Raw genomic sequence first — 396 nt, forward strand, 5'->3', positions numbered from 1 at the left:
GTGTGGACCGTGCCGTTGACGTCCTTGACGACGTCCTTGACGACCAGCTTCTCCTTGGTGCCGAGGAGGCGATCTTCACGCTGGTGCGCAGCGCCTGAGCACCTTGCCGGCGCGTACGGCGTCGAGGAACGTGAGGACGGCCTGCTCGATGCCGCGCTGGGGCCAGCACGCCGAGATACGTCTCCACACCCGCGCGGACCACGAAGAGATGACCGCCGTCGACCTCGATCATCGCCAGCCGCAACTGCCCGCCCCAGCGGGTCAGGATCAGCATCGCGATGATGCCGACGAGCAGCTTGACGAGGCCCGGTTGCTGGCCCGGCTGCGTCGGGCCGGTATGGCATTGGCGGACATTCGGCTGGTGCTGGCCGGCTGGTCCAGTCAGGACACCGACCT

The 396-nt window shown here is 67.7% G+C and carries 1 pseudogene; it reads left to right on the forward strand.

Annotated elements, in window-relative coordinates:
• Positions 1 to 208: 208 nt before the first annotated feature.
• Positions 209 to 396 (forward strand): annotated as a pseudogene (locus ACNFOC_RS55755) (hypothetical protein); the annotation flags it as partial.

The sequence above is a fragment of the Streptomyces colwelliae genome, assembly GCF_048158785.1.
Taxonomy (GTDB): Bacteria; Actinomycetota; Actinomycetes; order Streptomycetales; family Streptomycetaceae; genus Streptomyces.